General features: G+C 43.6%; 18 protein-coding genes. 9 read left to right on the top strand and 9 right to left on the bottom strand.

The genetic code is table 11. The annotated features are described in order from the left end of the window. Positions 1 to 172 precede the first annotated feature (172 nt). The 4 genes from QT979_RS01265 (at position 173) to QT979_RS01250 (ending at position 3,173) form a co-directional block, all read left to right on the top strand. On the top strand, positions 173 to 499 hold the full coding sequence (locus QT979_RS01265) for a hypothetical protein (protein ID WP_333211206.1): 327 nt from the start codon (positions 173 to 175) through the stop codon (positions 497 to 499). 125 nt (positions 500 to 624) lie between these two features. Next, positions 625 to 1,584 (top strand): DUF362 domain-containing protein, encoded by a 960-nt coding sequence (locus tag QT979_RS01260; RefSeq protein WP_333307716.1) that lies wholly within the window; start codon positions 625 to 627, stop codon positions 1,582 to 1,584. Between the two features lie 847 nt (positions 1,585 to 2,431). Beyond that, the gene (locus tag QT979_RS01255) at positions 2,432 to 2,815 is read left to right on the top strand and encodes a class I SAM-dependent methyltransferase (RefSeq protein WP_333211213.1); all 384 of its coding nucleotides are present in this window, start codon (positions 2,432 to 2,434) and stop codon (positions 2,813 to 2,815) included. Continuing rightward, positions 2,799 to 3,173: a hypothetical protein gene (locus QT979_RS01250; RefSeq protein ID WP_333307714.1), complete on the top strand. Its 375-nt coding sequence runs from the start codon at positions 2,799 to 2,801 to the stop codon at positions 3,171 to 3,173. Before QT979_RS01255 ends, QT979_RS01250 begins: the two co-directional genes overlap by 17 nt. A 452-nt stretch (positions 3,174 to 3,625) precedes the next feature. Here QT979_RS01250 and QT979_RS01245 read toward each other — a convergent pair whose 3' ends face one another. The 5 genes from QT979_RS01245 to QT979_RS01225 all read right to left on the bottom strand — a co-directional run bounded on the left by QT979_RS01245 (position 3,626) and on the right by QT979_RS01225 (position 8,991). Continuing rightward, positions 3,626 to 4,471, bottom strand: coding sequence for a WecB/TagA/CpsF family glycosyltransferase (locus tag QT979_RS01245; protein ID WP_333211216.1), 846 nt, complete (start codon positions 4,469 to 4,471; stop codon positions 3,626 to 3,628). Between the two features lie 78 nt (positions 4,472 to 4,549). Further along, positions 4,550 to 5,632: an NAD-dependent epimerase/dehydratase family protein gene (locus tag QT979_RS01240; RefSeq protein WP_333211217.1), complete on the bottom strand. Its 1,083-nt coding sequence runs from the start codon at positions 5,630 to 5,632 to the stop codon at positions 4,550 to 4,552. A gap of 59 nt (positions 5,633 to 5,691) precedes the next feature. Next, positions 5,692 to 6,921, bottom strand: a complete 1,230-nt coding sequence (locus QT979_RS01235; protein ID WP_333211218.1) for a glycosyltransferase — start codon at positions 6,919 to 6,921, stop codon at positions 5,692 to 5,694. After that, on the bottom strand, positions 6,921 to 8,081 hold the full coding sequence (locus tag QT979_RS01230; RefSeq protein WP_333307711.1) for a glycosyltransferase family 4 protein: 1,161 nt from the start codon (positions 8,079 to 8,081) through the stop codon (positions 6,921 to 6,923). Before QT979_RS01230 ends, QT979_RS01235 begins: the two co-directional genes overlap by 1 nt. 1 nt (position 8,082) lies before the next feature. After that, positions 8,083 to 8,991, bottom strand: a complete 909-nt coding sequence (locus tag QT979_RS01225) for a glycosyltransferase family 2 protein (RefSeq protein ID WP_333307709.1) — start codon at positions 8,989 to 8,991, stop codon at positions 8,083 to 8,085. 387 nt (positions 8,992 to 9,378) lie between these two features. Between QT979_RS01225 and QT979_RS01220 the strand changes: the two genes are divergently transcribed. Together QT979_RS01220 and QT979_RS01215 are read left to right on the top strand one after the other, a co-directional pair. Continuing rightward, on the top strand, positions 9,379 to 10,323 hold the full coding sequence (locus tag QT979_RS01220; RefSeq protein WP_333211223.1) for a glycosyltransferase family 2 protein: 945 nt from the start codon (positions 9,379 to 9,381) through the stop codon (positions 10,321 to 10,323). 13 nt (positions 10,324 to 10,336) lie between these two features. Continuing rightward, positions 10,337 to 11,038, top strand: coding sequence for a CatB-related O-acetyltransferase (locus QT979_RS01215; RefSeq protein ID WP_333211225.1), 702 nt, complete (start codon positions 10,337 to 10,339; stop codon positions 11,036 to 11,038). Between the two features lie 39 nt (positions 11,039 to 11,077). Here the strand turns inward: QT979_RS01215 and QT979_RS01210 are convergent, their stop codons facing one another. The 3 genes from QT979_RS01210 to QT979_RS01200 form a co-directional block, all read right to left on the bottom strand. Beyond that, complete coding sequence (locus tag QT979_RS01210) at positions 11,078 to 12,109, bottom strand: hypothetical protein (protein ID WP_333307707.1); 1,032 nt, start codon at positions 12,107 to 12,109, stop codon at positions 11,078 to 11,080. Between the two features lie 161 nt (positions 12,110 to 12,270). Further along, on the bottom strand, positions 12,271 to 13,608 hold the full coding sequence (locus tag QT979_RS01205) for a flippase (RefSeq protein WP_333211229.1): 1,338 nt from the start codon (positions 13,606 to 13,608) through the stop codon (positions 12,271 to 12,273). Positions 13,609 to 13,854: 246 nt separating this feature from the next. Beyond that, entirely contained in the window at positions 13,855 to 15,276 is a 1,422-nt protein-coding gene (locus tag QT979_RS01200) for an O-antigen ligase family protein (protein ID WP_333307704.1), read from the bottom strand. A 205-nt stretch (positions 15,277 to 15,481) separates the two neighbouring features. On the opposite strand from QT979_RS01200, the gene QT979_RS01195 reads away from it, so the two are divergent. From QT979_RS01195 to QT979_RS01185, 3 genes are all read left to right on the top strand, one after another. Next, positions 15,482 to 16,954, top strand: coding sequence for a polysaccharide biosynthesis/export family protein (locus QT979_RS01195; RefSeq protein ID WP_333216783.1), 1,473 nt, complete (start codon positions 15,482 to 15,484; stop codon positions 16,952 to 16,954). A gap of 135 nt (positions 16,955 to 17,089) precedes the next feature. Beyond that, the gene (locus QT979_RS01190) at positions 17,090 to 19,426 is read left to right on the top strand and encodes a polysaccharide biosynthesis tyrosine autokinase (protein WP_333307702.1); all 2,337 of its coding nucleotides are present in this window, start codon (positions 17,090 to 17,092) and stop codon (positions 19,424 to 19,426) included. A gap of 322 nt (positions 19,427 to 19,748) precedes the next feature. Then, positions 19,749 to 20,114 (top strand): response regulator transcription factor, encoded by a 366-nt coding sequence (locus QT979_RS01185; protein ID WP_039886668.1) that lies wholly within the window; start codon positions 19,749 to 19,751, stop codon positions 20,112 to 20,114. 66 nt (positions 20,115 to 20,180) lie between these two features. On the opposite strand, the gene QT979_RS01180 is transcribed toward QT979_RS01185, so the two are convergent. After that, positions 20,181 to 20,678: a hypothetical protein gene (locus QT979_RS01180; protein ID WP_333216787.1), complete on the bottom strand. Its 498-nt coding sequence runs from the start codon at positions 20,676 to 20,678 to the stop codon at positions 20,181 to 20,183. Positions 20,679 to 21,180: the final 502 nt, after the last annotated feature.

Below are 21,180 nucleotides of genomic sequence, written 5' to 3'. Positions count from 1 at the left end.
TCTCGCAGGAATCAGCTAGAAACTAGAAGGCTGAACTCGATTTAATTCTGCCTTCTACCTTCTGAGTTCTGCCCGATCACTGTCACAGGTTAAAGTTAAACAATTCAGAATTCATTTTTTTTACATTTAATTCTGAATTTTTTTTATAGTCTAAAGTTTGGGAGCAAAATTTATGCGCGCAGGTTCTTTTGCCAAATTAACTCAAGATAGAGAGAACACGACTCAAGTGACATTTCATTATGTGGAAGGTCACGCAGAAACCTTTACTATTCCGATGCCTGCACAAGAATTCCAAGAGGAAGTGCTGCATTTGTTAAATCAACCTTGGTTGACTTTCCATTTAGCAGATCAAACGGTTTTTATCTGCACTGCCCGGTTGGTGAAAGTGGAAGTTAAACCTGCTATCCCTGAACTGCAAGGTCAAGGAGTATTCTCTAACTCGCTGCGAGTTAGTACCATGCAGCGGGCTGCTGTTGGCAGATTGCCGATGGATACTTAGGGTTCATTTGTATTGAGATTATTCTTGGTAACGCACGCGCGGAACACCCTAAGCAGGGTGTTCCGCGCGTGCGTTATATTTAGATTATTCCCGATCGATAACCAATTACCAATCAATTCATAATTATGTCTGCTGTTAGTTTAATTCAGGCAAATTCATACGATCGCCAAATCTTGCAAGCATCTTTAGAAAGTTTGCTGGCACCCTTGGGCGGAATCTCGGCTTTTGTCAATTCGGGCGATCGGGTTTTACTCAAACCCAATCTCCTCACCGGTTCTCGCCCTACAAAAGAATGCGTCACCCGCCCAGAATTGGTTTACTGCGTCGCTAAAATGGTCATTGAAGCGGGAGGAAGACCATTTTTAGGCGATAGTCCAGCTTTTGGTAGCGCTATGGGTGTAGCCAAAGCAAACGGTTATTTGCCACTTTTGGAAGAACTGAATTTGCCAGTAGTTGAGTTTCAAGGAAAACGCTACGAAACTGTCAGCGAAGATTTCAATCATCTGCGAATTTGCAAAGAAGCAATGGAAGCGGATGTAGTGATTAATTTGCCCAAACTCAAATCTCACGTTCAATTAACCGTGACAATGGGCGTGAAAAACTTGTTCGGCTGCGTCCCCGGCAAAATGAAGGCTTGGTGGCACATGGAAGCTGGCAAAGATAGCGCCAGATTCGGTGAAATGCTGGTAGAAACTGCCCGGGCAATTAACCCAAATTTGACGATTTTGGATGGCATTATCGGCCACGAAGGTAACGGGCCAAGTGGCGGCGAACCTAAGTTTTTGGGAATTTTAGCCGCATCTGATGATGTGTTTGCTTTGGACAGAACTTTAGTTGAAATTATTAATGCTGATCCGGCGGCGGTTCCCACTGTAGCTGCGGCGATGAGATTAGGACTGTGCTCGAATTTAGAGGATCTTGATTTTCCGCTGTTGCAGCCGGAAAATCTCAAGGTTTTGGATTGGAAGTTGCCGGAAAACATGATGCCGATCGACTTTGGTATGCCCCGCGTGATTAAGTCTACTTTCAGGCATTTTTATATCCGGTTTATCAAAGAACGGATGGGGGCTTACGCCGATAGATAGGAGGCATTCACTACAAATACATAAAAATGCACGCTTGTCAATCAGCTCTTGTGCTGAAGATTCAAGAAAAGTTTGGCTTCCCAACTCAATTGGGAGCTAAATTTTCAGATCAAAGAACAGTAGCGGGCGCAATATTTGCGCCCACAGATATATGAAATGGCAAATTTCATACTTCGCTTTCGCAAAAGATTTCAGCAATATTATTGAGGTACAAATGCAACAAAGTTTTTATGGGTCTCGCTCGCAGCCTACATCGCTCCCCAGTTTTATAACTTAATTTATACTTGTAGTATTGCTGAATTCGTAAATATATGAAAACTTACTCACATCCCGATCGCAGAATGTGAAGTTTTTTTATGCAAAGTGACAAAGCAAGTTAAATGCGTTAGCTTAAATTCAATGTAAGCTGAAAACCACGCCGCAGCAATCGTGTTTCCGAAACCTAATATTTTTTGGGCAGTCATCTGCTGTATTTCGGATTCTGCAATTCTTAATGGCACATAATTAATTACTGGATTTGACATCCAACACGAGTGGTTATGAGTATGTCAAGTACCTAAATAATGAAAACTCCAATGCAAAGTCAAACGTCCTTAAGCCCTACCGTCGTCTGCCCGATATCGGGAGAGAGTATGAAACCGTGGCTATTCATACCCGGTGATTGGCGCAGACCTGCAAACAAAGAGTCATTTCAATTGTATTGGTGCGAAAAGTCACAACTTGGATGCATTCATCCTCTGCCCGATTTCAACAAAATCGCCAGCTTCTACGACATCGATGAGTATTATACTCATCATATAGACTTTACAGGCTTCGTATCTGCCTCTTCTATTCCTTCTTCGATAAATTGCGTACCCATCTAGCTTGGCGTTTTGATCGCGGAGTAGATGTCACAAGTAAATGGTGGAAGCAACAGTTCGGGACTGCTTCGTGCTCGATATTAGAAATCGGTTGCGCCAACGGGCACCTGTTGCAAGAATTGCAAGCAGATGGTCACAAAGTCTGGGGTGTAGAACCCGATCGACAAGCTTTGGTTTTGGCCCAACAGCGAGGTCTTGATGTATTTTATGGTACTGCTGAATCTTTGCCCCCGGAAGTCAAGTCTAGACAGTACGACATAATTGTGATGAACCACGTACTCGAACATACCAGAGATCCTTTACTTGCACTCCGCAATGCCATGCAATTGCGGAGTGGATGGTGGCAAATTGGTAATGGAAGTACCAAATAACTCTTGTATTGGGCTGAAGTCATCAGGGATTGCATGGATGCATCTAGATGTACCAAGGCATTTGTATTTCTTCACACTGCAGAGCTTCCGCGCTATCTGTGAAAAAGTGGGATTTGAGATAATTTCTACTGAGTTTAATGGCTACTATCGCCAATTTGCCAACAGTTGGATCGATGATGAAAGAAAAATTTTCAGTGTGTTCGATTCAATGGCATCTCATCAGATAGTAAAGCTCCAAGAAAACATTAAATTACAAGCTTGGAAGCTACTGCTGAAAACAATTGTTGCTGCTGATGAAGACAAGTACGATTCGATCCGGATTGTGTGTGGCACAAAAGCCATAGCAAAATCTAGGTAAGGGCAATAAATTTGTGGTTTGATTATCCAGTTTGGTTACACACTCACACTACTTTTGCGATCCCCTGCGATCGTCGCCCAGGCCAGGAGTACAGTCACACCAAATGCGACTATTGACCCAGCAATCCACCTGACTCGATCGAGACTTACCAACCAACTTTGTTTGTAAGGTGTGCAGTCCGCAGCTTACTGCATAGATAATGTAAAAATTGCTTTCTGGCGTAACATCGTTTGCGGTTGCATCGGCATAATATATTTGGATCATGTCAGTGGGATATCTTAAGCTCGCGATTTGGATAGCGAGCTTAAGATATCCCACTATAATTCCGATGCCACCGGATTTGATATAAGTTTTCTTGAATATGCGATCGCACTTGCACCTCAAAACGATTAGTTACGATTTGTTTGCTTTTTTCTTGTGAGCACTCATAATGCACAAGAAACTTTTAAATTTCAACCATATAATACTTCTTCAACAGGCGGCGTCGCGTCTGTGGGGTCGAACTTTTTGATTTTCAAAGCTTGTAGCAAAAACAGCCAGATATAAAGCGGATTCAAAAAAACATACCGCTGCCAAAGGCGCCGAGGTTCTTTCATCATCCGAAACAGCCATTCCAAACCTATTTTAGATAAAAAGTCAGGAGATTTAGCCAAATTACCCGCATGAAAATCGTAAGCAGCACCTACAGCAATCAACGGCATTGATAAGTCGTCCCGGTATTCGTAAGCCCAGACTTCTTGCCGGGGACACCCCAAACCGACAAAAGTAATTGCTGCACCGCTGTTGCGAATTTCCTGTGCAATTTCTTGTTTCTCTTGGGCCGAAACCTGCCTAAATTTAGAAGGCTGAGTTCCAGCAATAATTAACTTGGGAAAACGCTGGCAGAGATTGCGAGATAAAGCTTCCAGTACAGAAGCTTGAGAGCCGTACAAATAGATAGGTAATCCTTCTTCTGCCGCACGTTCGCAGATTTGTAACATCGCATTCGGCCCGCAAACTCGATCGGGCAATTCCGTATGGTAGAGCCAATTTAACGCCCACCTGACCGGCTGTCCGTCTGGCAATACTAAGTCAATGTGATTAATCCGATAACGGTGAGTGCTGTCGAGAACTCCAGTCATTACCCCGTGAACCGCTAGAGCAGAAACAGACAGTGGTTTTCCGGCGCTGGCTGCTGCAATAATTTTGCTAACAGCCGCTTCATAATTAACGGCATTTACTAATATTCCTAGTACATTCTTTTTCCCTTTATCAATCATGGAACACCTCTTTAAGCCAACGCTCGCAGTTACACTCATAAATCTCCCCTAAGATTTCTTTAACCTTGTATTATTCAATCGTTTACCGAAATCCCCAGCCCATTCTTTTTGCCCCGTTCAATCATTAGAATCCTCTTTCAGCCAACGCTCGCGGTTACATTCATAAATCTCCTGTAGGATTTGTTTAACGTTATATTTCATTTTCCAGTTGGGATAGTGACTGGAAAATTTTGAATTGTCGCTAATCCACCAAATGTGATCGCCAATGCGATTTCCTTCAGCATAAGTCCAATTAAACTTGCGTTCCGCAATTGCCTCGCACATCTGGATAGCTTCTAACATCGAACAATTGCTGTACCTGCCTCCTCCTGTATTATAAACTTGGGCGCTTTTGGGAGCTTTATAAAATTCATAAAATGCCGAAATTAAATCAGCGCTATGAATGTTATCGCGAACTTGCTTGCCTTTGTAGCCAAACACGGTGTAAGGAGTTCCCGTGACAGCACACTTCATCAAGTAGGCGAGGAAGCCGTGCAATTGAGCTCCAGAGTGATTTGGACCCGTCAAACAGCCACCGCGAAAACAAGCGGTGTTCATATTAAAATATCGACCGTATTCTTGAACTAAAATATCAGCAGCTACCTTAGAAGCACCAAACAAACTGTGCAGGCACTGATCAATTGACATATCTTCCCGAATACCGCTTTCGTAAGTATGGCCTGGTTCAATTTCCCACCTGTGTTCTAATTCAATTAAAGGCAAATTGTTAGGCGTATCGCCGTATACTTTATTGGTAGAAGTGAAAATGAAAACCGCTTTAGGACAGTACAAGCGAGTTACTTCTAGAAGATTGAGAGTGCCGTTGGCATTGACGGTAAAGTCTATTTTCGGAGCACGGGAAGCCCAATCATGGCTGGGCTGGGCTGCTGTGTGAATTACTAATTCGATCGACTCGCCGTACCGCTGAAAGATATTGGTAATCGCTTCATAGTCGCGAATGTCAACATCTAAGTGATAATACTTGGTACCCAAAGACTTTTCGAGCAGTTGGCGGTTCCAGTTTGTAGAACCATCAGCACCAAAAAAGAACTGGCGCATATTATTGTCGATGCCAACTATATCTAAGCCTTGTTTGGCAAAGAACTTACACGCCTCAGAGCCAATTAAACCCGCCGAGCCAGTAATGATTGCAACGCCCACGTTTCACCGCCTGAAAAAATATAGTTTTCTTTGTTGTGCCCGATCGAACAAATCAGAAGTTATCCTGATTTTCCATCGAATACATCTTCGCACAATTGGGCGAAAAATAGACCTTTAACATTCCAATCATAGATTTCCCTGACGCGCGTTTGACCCGATCGACCCAAGCGCTCTCGCAATTCACGATCTTGCGCTAAACACACTATAGCTTCTGCTAGACCTTGCACCGTGCGATCGGGATCAGTAGCAGCCACTTTAATTCCCGTTTGCTCTGTCACTTGAGTAGCCGGCCCGCCCAAATCCAAACAAATTGTGGGACGGCCAACCCCCATCATTTCCGTGCACACAAAACCACCAGAGTCATGCAAACTCGGATGGAGGAGAACGTGAGAGTCCCCCATTTTAGAAAGAGTTTCAGTGCGAGATAAAGTTCCCCAAAAAAATACTTTATTTGCCAGTCCCAATTCTGTTGCCAAAGCTTCCAAGCGCTGCCTTTCGGGCCCGTCTCCGACAATCCAGTATTCCGATTGTTCCAGCTTCGCCTCCGCAAATGCACGGAGTCCCAAGTGCACCCCTTTCCAGTGTAAGAGACGACCGACACTGATGAATCTAATTGGTTGCTCAGGCGGGGGAGAAAATTTCTCTAGTTCTTGAATTTCCTGCTGTGATAAACCGACTTGCGAGAAAATCTTCACGTTTTTTGCTTTGAGAAATCGCAGTCTGGCTGCGGTTTCTTCCGTAGTTGCCAGCGCCACGGCACTGCGACGCGCCGTCAGACCCACAAAAGGATCTCGTTCTCCTACGCTTTGAGCCAATGCCCGCAGCGTTTCGTAAATTTTTCCCCGGCGGCTAAAATCTTGCCAAAAAGGCTTTGGTGCTGTTTCTGCACCCCCCACAGGCCCCCAAATAAAAGGATGCGGCAACAGCGCCAAGAAACTTGGAGACCAATGTTTGACGTAAGTTACGTGATGAACTATGTCAAAACCAATTTCGCGATCGAGCTTCCGAGCGATAAAATAAGCCCAGATTTGCCACAGATAGTAGTGAAGTTGCAGCAATCCTTGTTTCCCCTTCCAATCTTCGCTCCACCCAAACGGATCAAAATAAACAAAGTGCAGGTTTGGCACTGGGTTCCGCTCTAGTTCTGCTTCAATGTACGATCGACAAAACGTGCGAGTAAATACCCAACTTTCGTGATGTTTAGCAGATTGGATAACCGTATTCCATCCTACTCCCTCTTCCGAGCCGAGATTCGGTTCGCACGCAAAGGCAGATAAAAGAATTTTCATCAACTTTTCTCCAATACTAGCGACGTCACATCTGCTATTAATTTGGCAGCCTTTTCTGGTGTATGTTCAGCGATCAGTTCCTGGGATTTTTGCCCCATCATCACTAACTTTTCGGGGCAATCAATCAAGTCCCGCATCGCGTTTGCAATACCTTCCGACTGATAGGGATCAAAAATATAACCATTTTCACCTTCAACGATCATTTCGCAAGCCCCAGCCCATTTTGAACACAAAACCGGCTTACCAAATGCCATCGCTTCTAGCACCACCATTCCCCAAGTATCTTCTAACGTAGGAAAAACAAACACATCAGCTTCTAGAAAATAAGACCCCAAGTATCCGTATTCTATCCACCCTGTCCAAACAATTTGTTTTTCTAAACCCCATTCTTTTGTAAGAGCTTCTAGTTCCGGTCGCTGTTCTCCGTCTCCAACGATAATGACTGTGTAATTCGAGTATCCTTGGCTTTGCAAAAGTGTGCAAGCTTCTAACAGATTCTTAATCCCTTTGCGAGAAATTACTTGACCCACGCACAAAAAAATTGGGTGGGGAAATGACAAGGATACAGACTTATTATTTTCTAACTTTTGTACCAAAGCTTTAGCATCAGGAACCATGTAAGGTTTAGCAAAGATATTACTTTCGTCGGCCCCAATCACTTCTACCAAATATTCTTTACCTCGGCGACTATTAGAAACAAAGGTATCCGCAAATTTCCCCATCCAGCGTCGAATAGTCGAGCGCACCTTAGAATCTCGAAAGTCTACATTCGGGGAACTACTTTCATAAACTAAAACCACTCGCCATTTCCCTATAGGCTTAAAGATTATAGCTACCAATGTCCAGATCGAAAATCCACTAGCAAAAATGACCTGGGGCTTGAATTTCAAAAGAGGAAAAATAATCCCAGGAGTAGCCTTAATATAACCACGACTGTACCCCGTTTCTATCTTTTGGGTGGTGATGAATTGAGTATCTCCCACAACTTCGACTACTTCTGTACCCGGAGCTTCCGGATCATAGCGAGGCCAGAGGCGACCTGTATAAAAAATCGTGTTCGGAATTAGTTTTTTGAGTTCATGTAAAACCGGCGGCCAATAGGCCCCAAATTCTGCCGAAGGAACGAGCCAAGCGATGCGAAATTCATTTTTGTCAACCATCCTATTCACCTTGAGTTTTGTTTTTAGTCAATCCCAGTTTACTCAACACTGACAACCAAACTAACCTTCGATAAGGTAGCAGCCAATAAATTGGCCACAACAAACCACCATGCTGCTGAGTAAATACTTTCCATTCTCCAGGCGGTTGCAGGGTCGCATCTTTAAAGGATAAACCTTTCGGCGTGCTCATTTTATCTAACCCTTCGCTCAAATTTTTTGCAGCGGTTTTTGTCACCTGTGGGTTTAGGGAACAAGTTCCTAAATGACCGGGAGCAATCCAAACTGTACATCCTTTCTGTCTCGCTCGTAAACCATAATCCCAATCGCCAATATAATGAACAAAAGCAGGATTTAGGTTGCCCACAAGTTGGACGACATTGCGGGGAAGTAGAACGCAGTTGCCATGTATTGTGCTACAAAGTAGAGCTTCTTGAGTTGGTTCTACGAGGCGGTATCGGAAGGGAAGAAGGGGGTGGTCTCGCACCACGCCACCGTAAGTAGTTTTACCCGTTTGGGGATCGCAGGTAGAACCGGAGACGATGGCTTTTGTTTCTCCTTTTTGAGCGAGTTGGTTGCTGGTTGTTAATAAGGTTTTAAGGGCTTCTGGATACATAATTGTATCGTCGTTCAGCCAAAGGTAGTAGTCTGGATCTTCTTTCATGGCTTCGGTGAAAGCAAAGCGCATTCCGCCGTTCCAGAATAAATTGCCATCCCCATGAAAAATCTTGACTTGAGGGTAGGCTTGGTGAACTGCTTCGCTGGTACCGTCGGTACTGGCATCATCTACTATATAGGTGGAAATATCTACATTGGCTGGAAGTGCCTGGTTAAAAAGAGCCTCTAAGCAAGCCAATGTTTTCTGTTTGCGGTTGAAGCAAGTTAAAAGGACGGCGATATTAGTACGGTTCATTCTTCCCTGTGTTGCGGTTTTTAACGATAGGTAAGGCTAAAAGTAACAGTGTTTTATTTGGCCACTTGCTCGGCGGTTGCAACCGCCGCTACAAGAACGAAATTAGGGCTTACGCAGTCGCTCGCCCCTTTCACAAGAGGGCTTTAAGAGTGCCCCACTTAGCCAAGGGGGTCGGGGTATCAAGGTTTGAGAGTTTAAGAGCGTCAGTCTTAGAAGTCTGTCTGGGTAAACTATTGCTGTATTATAGTTGACCCGCGAACTTTTTGGTGATAAATTGGAATTTAGAACTTAAGTTAACAGACCAACCCTGCAAGCTTCCTAGCACATTTATAATGATGAGTTCTACTAAGCAAAAATATTTATAATCCTTGGAGTTAAACAGTTTAAATGCCACATTCTCCGATAAAAACTCCCATTGTTTTCGTTGTCTTCAATCGAGTTGATAATACCGAAAAAGTCTTCGAGGCGATTAGACAAGTTAAGCCGCCTAAGCTGTTAGTAATTGCTGACGGCCCTCGTGCCAACAAACCTGGGGAAGCTGAAAAGTGCGCCGCTGTACGTGCAATTATCGATCGGGTCGATTGGGACTGTGAAGTTCTGAAAAATTATTCAGAGATTAATTTTGGTTGCAAGGATCGCATTTCTAGCGGTTTCGACTGGGTATTTAATACCGTAGAGGAAGCAATTATTTTAGAAGATGACTGTTTGCCCCACCCAGACTTCTTCCCTTTTTGTGAACAGTTATTAGAGCATTATCGAGATGACAAACGGATTATGTCAATCGCTGGTGTAAATTTACAGTTTGGGAGAAAAAGAACAGAAGACAGTTACTATTTTTCGCGTTTTAGTAACTGTTGGGGATGGGCAACTTGGCGCAGAGCATGGCAATACTATGATATTGACATGAAGTTATGGCCTCAACTTCGGGAAGCAGGTTTTCTCGAAAATTTATTAGCTAATCCTCAATCTGTAAAAGTTTGGGATAGTGCTTTTCAAGTTTCCTATGATGGAACTCTCAACAATTGGTTTTTTAGATGGCTTTTTACTTGTTGGGTTCAAAATGGACTTGCTATTATTCCAGAAAAAAATTTAATTTCTAATATTGGATTTGGCAGTCAAGCTACCCATACTTCAGGAGAAGATAGTATATACAGTAATATGCCAACGGAAGCAATAACCTTTCCTTTAAGGCATCCCAACCACGCGATCCGAAATTTTGTAGCCGATCAATTCACTCAAGATACATTTTATGATTATCATCCTCCATTAATCAGGCGTATTAAGAAAAAAATAAATAAGTTATGCGGGAACACAATATTTAACCTTGAATAAGTAATTAGTAACCATGTCTAAAATGTCAACACTTCTCAGTTCTCTACTCAAAAATCCGATCACTGAATATCTGCGATTTTTAGTCAATTGGTGGAAGAACAAGTTTAAATATGATAACTTTTATCAAGACTATATGGCTTTGGTTACCAATTCAACTATCAGTCACAATGTTAGTGTGTCTAGTCGCGTAGCCATAAAAGATTCTGTCATTGGTTCTTACACTTATGTGCGCGATAATACGCGAATTTTCAATGGTGTTGTCGGCAATTTTTGTTCGATTGGGCCCAACTGCATCATTCGCTTAGGCGTACATCCTGTAGGAAATTTTGTTTCAAGCCATCCGATATTTTATTCGCCCAAGATGCTAGTAGGGACAACCTTTGTAGACAAAAAATATTTTGAAGAAGAGGAAAAAACTGTCCATATAGGTAATGATGTTTGGATTGGCTCAAATGTTATTGTTGTAGATGGTGTAACTATTGGTGATGGAGCCATCATCGCAGCCGGAGCCGTTGTCACCAAAGATGTGCCACCTTATGCTATCTGTGGAGGAATTCCCGCCAAACTTATTCGCTATAGGTTTGATGAACAAAAGATTGATTTTCTGCTGAAGTTTAAGTGGTGGGACAAGGATGAACAATGGTTGAGAAAAAATGTCAAAGACTTTCACAACATTGACAAGTTCATCCATATTTATAATACGGAAAATAGTTGAATGCTAACCGATTCGGTATTATGTCTAAGTAGCCGGACGTTATATAACATCAGCAGTCATCTGGGATTTAAATTTAGACCACTTGAGAAGCATTACAGCCGCTATGAATGCCAGTGTATCATTGCTAGTCTGATACGGCAAAAATCTATAGCGAAAAGTAGCCATTCTCGGGTCGCTTTCTTGGTATAAAATATCTTGGGCAAAGTTTCCCCACCGCTCATCTATCAAATCAATTGTCATACCAGCATGACCAGACGGTAGCAACATATTGGAGCCGTGAAGACCAATTATTAAGCGGCTCTCTGAATAAAGGTGACAAATCTCCTTTTCAGTTTTTTCATTAAAACTATCCACCCTGTAATCTTTAATCCATTCTGGAAACTTAGTTTTTGTCCCCAGACCAGCCACTGCAAATTGTGCTTCTGGTACTTGCAACCTGATCTTCTCAAATAACTGCTGAATTTTTAAATTTTGCAATCGCAGTGACATTGCTTGTTGATCTATTTTTCTAAGCACTCGAAACAGCAAACGGTTAACTAATAAACGATCTTCGCGCCAAATAAAAGTAATTTTGATTTCTTTGTTCTCAAAGTTATGTTTGGGAACTCTAGTAAAGCGCGTGATGTCGAACTGACTGGGATGAGAATGGGCTTCGCTGACATAAATTTCATCAAAGCGTTTAGTTTCTTCTTCAACAAACTCGGCGAAACTGGGATAGTAATTCTGACCATTTTTTAAAGACATAGGCACTGTCCAGATTTCTGCAACTTCATCGGGAACCATCCACCTTAAGAACTTAGGAACTATCACAACTAACCCGTAGTCAGAATTGCATTCTAAGTGCCTTTGTGCATTTAGCAACTTGAGCAGGGAGTGACCATAAAGATGATCGATACAGTTTAAGATAATTACCCGATTGCAGGGTTTAAAAATTTCTTTTACAATCTCAAGTTGTTCCGGTTGAGGATTTTGGAGTGAATAGAGTAATGGTTTGCCTAACCATTCCTTTTTGTAAGTATCGGCTGCAAAAACTTCTCCTTTTATTAAATTAACTTGGATGTAGTTTTTCACTCCATGACCTACTCTCAAATCGTCGATTATCTCGCTGCCGCATCCCTCGCACTTAGAGTCTAGAATAATGTGGATACCGTGCCACAGAACATTTTTGGGATGAAGTTCTGTTCCACAATAGGGGCAATTCGATCGCTGTTCGATTTTAGGTTTAATTTGAATCACTTTATTAATCCTCTGATTCTACAAGCTGCCTTGTATAAGTTAAGCGATCGCCAGATGAAATTCCCGAAGGGGCGCAATTCCTTAATCAAGAAATTCACTAATATAATCACGTAAAAATAAGTTATAAGAGTAGCTGCAGTTGCTCCAAAAGCTCCATACTTAGGAATCAGGAAAAAGTTCAACGCTACATTGAAAATAGATCCGACTACAGTTAAGTAAAGGCCGTAGCGCAACTGACCTTCTATGTTCAAATATGTACTCCGTGCTACTCCAAAATTACTGCCAAATTGCGCCCAAACGTAGAGAGCCAGTACCGCTGCTGACTGTGCATATTTTTCACCGTAAAGCAGATGCACTATCCAGGGAGAAAGTAATGATATCGGTATGGCCACCCCCAACCATAAAAATATCATAATATCCGAGTAAATTTGAAATTTATTTAGATATTCTTCATAATTTGTCTTTCTCAAATTCGCTAATTTGGGAAAAATAGAGCTTGATATGATCATCGGCAAAAAATCGCAGATTTCCGAAATTTTAACAGCCGCAGCATAATAGCCCAGTTGAGCATTTTGATTCATGGCGCCGAGCATTATCTGATCGGTTTTTGAGTACACATAAACTGCCAATCCCGACAAAATTATCGGCCAGCTCTCCGAGAGCAGTTCCTTACACCGTTCCCAACTAAAATGCCAATCCTTAATTTTATTCCCCGTAAGCTTATAAAAATATACATAAGCGATTCCTACCAATGCCACCTCTCCCAATCGAACCCAGGCGAAGGCAAGCAGGGGGGCTTTAATTGTCACTAACCCAATTCTGACAGCAGCAACTAAAAAACATACCGAATTTTTAGCCAACACTGTATATTTTGACTGGATTTGGGACTGAAACCAAAAATTGATAGCCTCAAAAGCATTAAAGATAGTTCCTGCTGCGATGATACCTACCAGCCACCGAGTCAGAGTGTCGTTGGGCTTGAGTAGCGCAATCACGGTGACAGTTAACAACAAAGTGATGCAGCCACCAGTAAATTGCAGTCCGAAGGCTGTTCCCAGAGTCTCATTTTTGCATTCTGGGTCGCGAGCGATATTCCTCACTACCAGAGTACCCAACCCCATCGTTGCCACTGAACTAAACAGCGACACAAAGGCGATCGCGTAGTTGAGCAATCCAAATTGTGTCGGACCAAGATAGCGAGCCACCCAAAGGCCTACAAACAGGCCTAGACCCATCTGCAAGATTTGGTCAGTGAACAGCCAAGCTATGTTGCTGAGTACCTGGCGCAGACTAGGGCCGAGCCTTTGACTGACCGCAGTTAACTTATCTAGCATCAGAATATTTTAAATCTTTACAAAACACAAACGCGGTTCTGGCAGGGTCGGCAATCTTGCAAAATTAGACTGGTTGATCCTATAACAACATACCACAACTTGAGGGAGCGTCTTAATGAAAGCAGCCAACCTAGAAATTGGAGTTTGGAGGTAGAAGGAAAGAGGAAGAAGGAAGGAGTCAGAAGAAGTGTTTTTACAAATATGAGATGTTCCCCTACTTGACCCACGATCCGCCCAATGGTTACTTCAATGGACAGTGTGAGCTAAAGAACGCCTTTGAGGGTTACTGGTGCTACTGTTAGAACTATTGTTAGCATTATCTATCGCAAGTCGAACCGTCAACATTGCGTAACTCAGCCAAGGATTTGCTATCTCTATAATATAACCTTCTGTGATGTTGCTTATAATAATAGACACTAGAAAACAAATAGGCATTCCCGCTTCTTCCAGAGTGCTACGACTCAAATACCGAACTGCGTAAGCTAAATTGAGTACCAAGGAAGTCATCATTAAAATTAATCCCGGCCAACCGAAGGCTAACAAGATCCCGATGGCGCCATTGTGAGGATTTTTCGGTTGAAATCCATTTGGAGTATAAATAAAATAAGCAGGAGTACCCGCTCCTAGCTTATCTTGTTGAAAAAATCCATCGTATCCGTAGCCAAACCAGGGACGCTGATTGACCGCAGCCACTAACTGTGGCCAGAATTCTGTCCGCCCAGTTAGAGTCAAGTCCTTGCCTAACCCACCTACAATAATATCCTCTAGGTTGTCTACTACAAAAACAGTCATAATTATGCTGACCACCAGGAAACATATAATCGCAGTAAATGCCCACTGAAAACTTAATTTTTTTAGAAAATTTAGTGACGACACTGCCATTATTAATATGATAGTAATCACTAGAGCAGATCCCGATTTATTAGCCCTTACTAGGTAAAACGAAAAGAACATCATTCCCAAAGAAATCCAGCGCTCTTTCTGAGTTTTAGCTCCTTGAAAATAATGCAAATACCAAAATGCCGTACAGAGAGCTAAGACTCCCCCCAAAGAATTTTTAGATTGGGTTAAGCCGACAAAATCGCCTGATCCCGGGGGTTCTATTACGAAACTTGCCAAACCTATTGCCGTGTATCCCCACCGCCAGAAACGAGATAAATCCTCCCATTTATATTGGGCTGCAATGTAAAACCCGAAAGCAGTAAATCCTGAAAAAGCTAGGCCTGCTCTTAGCGTTGCTTCAGGAACTAGAGACCATAATGTAGACAGTAATGGCAGTAATATATAAAGTAAGAAAAAAGGATTCATTGTCAATATTTTGGCAAAAATTTCTATAAAGTTGCTACTGAACTTTTTAACCCTTGAAATTAAAATAAATACTACCCAGGGGTAAAAAAAATAAGGTATGAGTTTTAATATGCCACCTTCTGGATCTTTCAAGTTGACAAAATGCAAGTAATTAAAAGGAGGTTGTATCAGAAAGGGAGAGATGAAAATATAAAGACCAGCAAAGCTTTTTTCTAAAGCTAAACCTATTTTTTTAGAGCTAGCAAATTGAAATAATAGTATAGTGGCTATCGCGACTATAGCAAGTAGCATCCATGTCAATGAAGAACTACCTAAAATCAGCTCTTTCAGCATATTTGGTAGAGACACTGGTTCAGTCATAATTGCTTTCCTTTATCCCAAACAAGACAAAATTATCTAGATATAAAATATAGCCATCAACCCGGAACCACGCTAACACAGAAATTAGGGAACAAGCAAAAATACAGCATCGTTTTTTCGGCGATAGCTTAAAATAATGAGCTTTTTGCCCAGCACTAAAAAGGCTACACTTATATAAATCATAGTCAATAAAATTAGGTGGTGTATGGTTAACACCCATTTTCCAAGACAGATAGCCCGGTCGGTTGTGGGTGTTGTCTTGTTTGCTTCCAGTGTCCTCGCTGATGCCAGAAGCACCCCGGCACAACTTCCCATCCCGCTAGGCGCACAGCAAGCCCAGAACGTTGCGCCCGTTACGAGATCGCCGGAAAGCTATAAACTCGGGGGCGGCGATCGCATCCAAGTAGAAATACTCGAAGTACCCGAACTCAGCCGCGGCTACGAAGTCCTTTCCGACGGTTCAGTCAACCTGCCCTTAATCGGCTTGATCTCCGTCCGCGGCCGCACCTTAGTAGAAGCCACCAACATCATCCGCAACGCCTACCGCCGCGTCCTCAAAGACCCCATAGTCACAGTCAGCCTCGTCGCCGCCCGCCCCCTCAACGTCGGCGTCATCGGAGAAGTCACCAGGCCCGGAAACTTCATCATTACCCTAACTCCTGGCCCGGGAGCCTCGCCGAGTGTCCAGTACCCCACCGTCACCCAAGCGATCAGACTAGCAGAAGGCGTCACGGGTGTCGCCGACATTCGCAACATCCGTGTCCGCCGTCCCCAACGAGACGGCCCCGATCAAGTCCTCAACGTCAACCTGTGGAAATTCTTGCAAGAAGGAGACATCTCTCAAGACATCATTTTGCAAGACAGAGACACAATCGTGATCCCCACAGTCGCCAACTTCAACCAAGCAGAAGCTCGTCAATTTGCGACGGCCAACTTTTCGCCACCCCCAGAAAAACCTCGATCGATCTCCATCGTGGGTCAAGTCACCCGCCCTGGGGCTTACGTCGTGATCGGTGGCAACACCACAAACGACCTCAGCCGCGAAGGTTTCCCCACCGTCATCCGGGCGATTCAGCTAGCCGGCGGCATCACATCCGATGCCGACATCCGGCAAATCCAAGTGCGGCGCGTCACCAGAAGCGGCGAACAAATTATCCCAGTCAACCTGTGGCAGTTCCTAGAGTCCGGCGACGGTGCCCAAGATACAATCCTCCAGCAGGGAGACACGATCATCGTTCCCAAAGCTACGATCGTCAACCCTGCAGAAGCTGGCGTACTCGCGAGCACTAACTTTGCCCCTGTCGCCATTAACGTTTATGTAGTAGGAGAACTCAGAACATCCCTCGATCCCTTGAGGCTCCCAGCTAATGCCACACTGAATCAAGCTTTAGTTTCCAGAGGATTTTTTGGCTACGAGAATACCAGAGCTAGGAGGGATAAAGTTGAGCTAGTCCGCCTCAATAACGATGGTACAGCTACTAAACGGACGATCGAAGTCAATTTGACTCAAGGAATTAACGAAGAAACCAATCCTCAACTTCGCAACAACGACATGATTATCGTATCTCGCAGGGGTCTCGTCGATTTTGTCGATCGCATGAACGCTGTAATCGGACCTGTCGGGCCAGCTACGGGAGTGTTAAATTTTATAAACGTTCTCCGATTTTTATTCAGGTAAGAAGGCGGCGGGTGAGGTGGATAATTCCTGGCAAAGGCTAGAATAAACGAAACAATAAGATTACCCAGCCGCGACCTGGCCTCTTCAAAAATATCAACCTCAAAAATATCAACCTCAAAAATACCCAGGCTGAATATGGATAGCAGACAAGATTATCAACCCTTCAAACCCAAATCGAATGGCAAGCTGCCGGAGTTAGCAGCTCAGAACTACAGATCTCACTTCGTAGAGGAGAGAGAAGAAGAAAAGCTAGACTTGTCCTGGTTGTTAGGGGTCGTGCGCCGTCGCTTCCTGGTCATGGCAGCAGCCACCATTGCTTTGAGCGCCCTGGCAGGAACAGCGATCGTCCTCACGTCTAAACAGATTACGATCGAGTATGAAGGCTCCTTTTCCCTGTTAGTAGAACCAGCCACGGCTGAAGGTTTGCAATCCAAACAATTAAACAACACCCAATCTGCAGACTTAGCAAGAATTAATATAGAAGGAATTAGCCTACTAGACTACGAAACCCAAATTAGGATTTTGCGAAGTCCCAGAATGATGCAGCCAGTGATTGAGGAATTGCGGGCTTCGTATCCCAAAATGAACTATAGCGAACTGATATCAAAAATGTCGATCCAGCGCATCAGCTACACGAAAGATGGCAAACAGCAAGGCACAAAAATTTTACAAGTTCGCTACAAAGATTCAGACCAAAAAAAGATTTACCGCGTATTGGAGAAAATTTCTAAAGCTTATCTAGATTACAGCTTGCAGCAACGGCTGATGGGCATTAATCAAGGTATTAAGTTTATAGATACGGAGATGCCCAAGCTCCGAGAAAGAGTGGAAGTTCTGCAACTGCAAGTCCAAAGACTGCGGCAGCAGAGCAACTTGTTTGAACCTCAGATGGAGGGGAAATCTCTCTCTGAACAAGTTCAAAGCATTCGAGGTAAGCAAGTAGAAATTAGAGTTCAGCTAAAAGGGATGCGAAACCTCTATCAAAGCTATGAAAAACTACTCAACGAAAATAATCCCCAGGGGCTGCTGATGACCCAAGGACAAGCTTACGCCGGACTCTTAGGTCAAATTCAGAGAATTGACTCGGAATTGTCATTAAAATTAGCTCAGTATAGAGAAGACAGTTTGCCAGTTTTAGCGTTGCGAAAAAGTCGGGAAGAACTGATTTTAACCGCCACTCAACAAGCAAGAAAAGTGGTGATGGGAAATTTAGAGACCCAGATCAAAGAAGTTGAAGCGCGCGATCGCGAAATGACCGCTTCGCAAAATGCTCTCAACCAAAAAATTAGAAATTTTTCAGTCACAACTCGACAATACGACAATTTACAGCGGGAACTGCAAGTAGTTACTAAAAGTTTTTCGGACTTCTTAGCAAAACGAGAAGCGTTGCGGATCGATGCAGCTCAGCAGCAAATCCCCTGGGTGCTGATCAATCCTCCGGAAATTCCGCTAGACAAATACGGCAACCCTATAACAGCTACCATCAAACAAACCAAAAAACAGTTAGCGCTGGCAGTAATTTTAAGCACTCTCCTGGGTATAGCAGTCGGCTTGCTGGTAGAGGTACTAAATACTGTGTTCCACACTCCAGAATCACTGAGAATCGCCACAAGATTGCCAATACTCGGGGTGATTCCGTTTACCAAAAAAGTCAAGCGCAGACCGCCAGCCAGACAGAGGAAACTAACATCGGCTCGATCGAACTCGAAAGTGGAAGTAGTCGAACCGGGCGAACCTAGAGATACTGGTTCGATGAGCGGGGGGCCAAGTATTTTGAGCGACTTGGACTATCAATTTTTAGAAGCATTTCGATCGCTATACACGAACATTCACTTGCTGAGTGCAGGCAGGGCAATTCGATCGCTCTTAGTTGGTTCAGCCGTAGCCGGAGACGGCAAATCTACAGTAGCTTTGAACCTTGCAGCCACAGCAGCAGCAGTCGGACAGCGAGTATTGTTAGTAGATGCAGATTTGCGATGCCCGCAACTGCACACTAAATTAGGACTGCCAAACGTGCGTGGCCTAGGCGATGCCATCTCCACAGATCTCAGCCTCAACGACGCGATTCAACGAGCCCCGAACCAAGAAAATTTGTTTGTACTCACCGCAGGCCAAATTCCTCCCGATCCGATCAAGCTTCTTTCTTCCAAAAAAATGCAGTATCTGATGGAGCAATTTCAAGCATTTTTTGACTTAGTAATTTATGACACCCCGCCACTAGCAGGCTTAGCAGACACCCACTTGATCGCAGCTCACACAGACGCTACGATTATGGTCGTCCAAATTGGGCAAACCGACCGATCGCAAGTTCGCAAAGTTTTAGAAGAATTAAAAATTTCTGGAGCTTCCGTTTTGGGAATCGTTGCTAATGGCTGCAAAAACACCGGTCACAGCTACCGCCAGCGCCCGATCGTTTTAGAGAGGGTCTACGACCAAAAACTATCGGCTTTAGGTACGAAAAATCCTAATTAGACAAATGTTGATGCAGGCGGCAGAGCGCCGCCGTCCTCAAGGGGAAACGCACAACCAAGCTATACCCTGATTTTTTGATAATAGTACCATTTGAGAAAGAAAATGATAGACTAACGGACATAGCCTCGTGTGTCAACCGAGATTGCGCGGATCTTTAAATTTGGCGGTAATTACTCAGAAAATGATTGAGAAATCAGCAAAAGTGGGTAAACTACATTTAGCAGAGCGCAATCTCAATCAGGAAAAGACACCTTTGAAGGTGAACGTTAGTGTAAACGTTAATGAGAACGTTTCAACCCAGAAACTTGGTAGGGATTATTCTATGAGTACAGTTATGGTTGTTGATGATAGCGTCACTCTGCGGGAGATGATCGCCGACTTGCTCAAAGGTAGAGGGCTCAACGTCACGGTAGCGAGTGATGGCGTAGAAGCTCTAGAGCAAATCAAGGCTAACCGCCCAGATTTAGTCGTTCTGGATATCGTGATGCCCCGGATGAACGGCTACGAAGTCTGTCGTCGGCTCAAAAGCGACCCTAAAACCCAAAATTTGCCGGTGGTAATGTGTTCGAGCAAAAGCGAAGAGTTCGATCGCTATTGGGGAATGAAACAAGGAGCAGACGCTTACATCGCCAAGCCATTTCACCCTCAAGAATTGGTCGGCACTATTAAGCAACTGCTGCGAGGTTGAGGTGGAGGAATAGGGACAGGAAAAAAATTGTCTTCAGCGCTGATTATTTCTGCTCCCGCAGCCTCTCTAAACTACTCGATTGACAATAGTCCAAACATCCCCGTCCGATCGCACGTAGGGAACAGAAATACTTTTAAAACCAGTAATAAAAGGTTTGTAATAAACCTGCCAGTAGCTGGGACTAATTTGGTCGGCGATAGCTTTGAGTCCCTTCACTTCCGCCGCCAGTTCCGCCGCCAGTTCATTAATCCGTTCCGCGTGTCCCTGAGCAAGCACTCTTCCTTCTTCAACTTGCTCCTCCATCGGAGTGATTCTTTGCAACTTTACCGACTGCTGCTGTTTCTGACTCAGTTGAGCAGACAGAGCCGCGATCGCGTCATCTATCCCCTTGACTTCTGCCGACACTTGTGCTGTTTCCCTCGCGTGACGCCGATAAGCATCGGCGATGGCTTGGGGCGAATCACCGGCTGGGACAACATCGGCAATACTAAGCTGCTGGCGTTCCAGGCGCAATTCCTCAATTTGAGAGTAGATTGCCTCTATATCAGTCTGAAGTTTGTCCACCTAATTATTACCGCGTGGTTGTTGGATATTTTAGCATATTAACACAAACCAATCACCTAATCGGCATAGAAATTGCATATTTTAGGAGAGCTAGAAGCAAAGCCCCACAAGCAGAACTGGAAGAGTTTGAAAAATACAAATTTTTATATTTTTCAATTTATCGATTTCCGTCGATATCCAGTCTGGTTAATCACGATCGTGTACGGTATCAGCATTATAGATTGGTAGTGAGGAAGGCAAGTACGAGCGAATTTTATGATGATTAAAGTCGTCAATACAAGCACAATTTCCAATTAATTTCAATTTACCACTTTCCAATTACCAATTCCCAATGATTAAGAGATTTTTTTAAGTTATTAAGCTGTTGCACATTTAAACTGTGATAAAAGCATTGCCCTTATTTTTGATTTTGCGCCCCCATTTAATTATTAATTAATTCTCCTTCATTTAAGAGGCGATGCCATAAACAGGGCGAACGCATCTAAATTTCATGTTAACAGAA

This window comes from Microcoleus sp. w2-18bC1 (genome assembly GCF_036700365.1).
Taxonomy (GTDB): domain Bacteria; phylum Cyanobacteriota; class Cyanobacteriia; order Cyanobacteriales; family Microcoleaceae; genus Microcoleus.
The sequence above is the reverse complement of the archived record's forward strand: the minus strand, read 5'-3'. Positions and strand labels throughout refer to the sequence as shown.